Below are 2,097 nucleotides of genomic sequence, written 5' to 3'. Positions count from 1 at the left end.
ATGGTTGCCGAGCACGGCGACGACCGGGATTGCGCAGGCGCGCAAATCCTCCGCAAGGATTTCGGCCTCTCGGGGCTTGCCGAGATTGGTGAGGTCGCCGGTGAGAACGAGGACGTCCGCTTCGCGCGAGACCTCGCCGAAGAGATCACGGCAGGAGGCCTGGCCGTCTTCACGCACATGCAGATCGCCGACAGCCGCAATCCTGACGGTGCCGCCGTTCCCAACTCTTGCCGTGGCGGTTGTGCCCTTCTCAGCCATCACGAAATTCTCCTGTTCCACCGACGCCGGCAAAGCCCCATTCCTTCACGTCGATCTCGTAGTCGGTCGGCGAAAGCAGGCGTCCGCGGCAGATTTTCATTCGGGGAGTAGGCAACTCCCTCTGCTTGGCGAGCCGGTCAAGCAATTCGTCGAGCAGCCAGGCCGGGATATGATCGCGCTCGCTCGGATAGATCCATCGGAAATTCAGAAGCTGCATCAGCAGCACCTCCCAGTGAACCTCCAGATAGGAAAGCAGCCGGTGCCAATCGATCTGATCCTGCGCCTTGAGGATTGTATGAGCGACGTCGGCGCCGTCGTGGCGGCCTCTGTCCTGGATGAAGCACTTGGACCAGATAAGCTCGGTCGGACCTACGATCCGCACCTGACTGCCCAGCAGCTCGATTTGCCGTGCATGCTCCAGCCATTGGTCGCCGACCGGCATGGTGCCATTGGCTGAAGCGAATATGACGTCAAAAAAATGCGTGCTTTTGAAGACCTTTCCAAGCCATCGGTCGTCCACGATCTCGACCGCATAGCCGGCCTGCTTGAAATGCGCGAGAATGCGCGCGTAATCGCCGGCCTTGCAGAAAATGTCGAGGTCCTTCGTCTGGCGCGTGACGCCTGTGTAGGCGCTCACCGCATAGGTGCCGGCGACAAGAAAGGGGATGTCCGTCGCGGCGAGCTCGCGGATCGCCTCTGTGTAGAAGACCTCGGCCTCGGCGTGCTGAAGCGTCGGCGCGGCTTTTGGATCGATCGTCGGAACGGATGCCGGGATGGCGCCTCCCGTTGGAGAATCGTTAGTCATGAAATCGTGGCTCCGAAGCCCAGCAACCTGCAGCTGTCCGTCCTTAACAAAGCCGCCGCCGCATGGTTCCGTTGCCGACATCAGCGGATCGGACTGGCGGCCGGCCGAAGCCCTTGGAAATGCGAAGGCGGAGCCTTTTCCGCCGCCGGGGAGTTGAAGATATGAGAAAACCACTGGCACGGAGGTGATCATGATGGAGGATGGGCGCAAAGCGGTACGCGTCAGGCTCAGTGGAAGGGTGCAGGGCGTCTCGTTTCGCGTGTGGACACGGACCGAGGCCGAGAGGCTTGGTCTGTCCGGATGGGTTCGCAACGAAGATGACGGATCCGTAACGGCACTGATCGTCGGGGCCGAAGGCGCGGTTTCGACGATGATGAACCGGTTGTGGAAAGGGCCGACCGGAGCGTCGGTTTCCGGCGTGACATCCCAAGACGTCGATCCCGGTCAGGAGCCGAACGGATTCAGGATCATCGGCTAGAAAGTGGGTACCAGCTTTCGGAAAACACCCAATGCTCAACCAAAAAGCCAGGCCTCCGCGATTCTTGCCTTGCGCCGCTGGGAACAATCGACAGCCAGCGCCGTTGGGACCAATCAGCCATGATTGCGGGCGGCCATGACAAACGATGACGGGATTCGGCCAATGGAAGTCACCGAAACAGATGCCTTTCCGCTCAGTTCGGCGAGAAAGCATCTCGGGTCGGCTTTCGGGCTGCCGACAATGGTTCGATGTATGCCCTTGCGTTAGCCACTGACTACGACGGCACACTCGCGGAAAACGGGATCGTTTCCGATGCGACCCGTGCTGCGCTCGAGCGGCTGAAGGAAACCGGCCGCAAGTTGATAATGGTGACCGGTCGCGAGCTTGCCGACCTCGAAAGCGTTTTCCCGGAGCTTGGCATTTTCGACAAGGTCGTCGCCGAAAACGGCGCGCTCGTCTACACGCCGGCTTCGAAGAAGGAGCGCATCCTTGCGCCTGCCCCTCCGGCGGAATTCGTCGACAGGCTGATGATGCGCAAGATCGCGCCCCTGTCGAT

General features: G+C 60.8%; 4 protein-coding genes. 2 read left to right on the top strand and 2 right to left on the bottom strand.

Annotation, left to right across the window (positions count from 1 at the left end; genetic code table 11):
- Together EOC93_RS33360 and EOC93_RS33355 are read right to left on the bottom strand one after the other, a co-directional pair.
- Positions 1-258, bottom strand: a 258-nt coding sequence (locus EOC93_RS33360; RefSeq protein WP_206532303.1) for a metallophosphoesterase, incomplete at its 3' end; no start/stop codon positions are given.
- Positions 251-1,063, bottom strand: coding sequence for a hypothetical protein (locus EOC93_RS33355; RefSeq protein WP_095489259.1), 813 nt, complete (start codon positions 1,061-1,063; stop codon positions 251-253). The genes EOC93_RS33360 and EOC93_RS33355, both read right to left, overlap by 8 nt.
- A 193-nt stretch (positions 1,064-1,256) precedes the next feature.
- On the opposite strand from EOC93_RS33355, the gene EOC93_RS33350 reads away from it, so the two are divergent.
- Positions 1,257-1,541, top strand: a complete 285-nt coding sequence (locus tag EOC93_RS33350) for an acylphosphatase (RefSeq protein ID WP_095489128.1) — start codon at positions 1,257-1,259, stop codon at positions 1,539-1,541.
- 248 nt (positions 1,542-1,789) lie between these two features.
- Positions 1,790-2,097, top strand: a 308-nt coding sequence (locus tag EOC93_RS33345; RefSeq protein ID WP_164759394.1) for an HAD-IIB family hydrolase, incomplete at its 3' end; no start/stop codon positions are given.

It is taken from the genome of Mesorhizobium sp. M6A.T.Ce.TU.002.03.1.1 (genome assembly GCF_003997275.1).
Taxonomy (GTDB): domain Bacteria; phylum Pseudomonadota; class Alphaproteobacteria; order Rhizobiales; family Rhizobiaceae; genus Mesorhizobium; species Mesorhizobium mediterraneum.
The sequence above is the reverse complement of the archived record's forward strand: the minus strand, read 5'-3'. Positions and strand labels throughout refer to the sequence as shown.

What these genes read in the sequence shown, in the direction of transcription:
- EOC93_RS33355 (WP_095489259.1), bottom strand. Translation starts at nt 1,063, where the DNA reads ATGACTAACGATTCTCCAACGGGAGGCGCCATCCCGGCATCCGTTCCG.
- EOC93_RS33350 (WP_095489128.1), top strand. Translation starts at nt 1,257, where the DNA reads ATGGAGGATGGGCGCAAAGCGGTACGCGTCAGGCTCAGTGGAAGGGTG.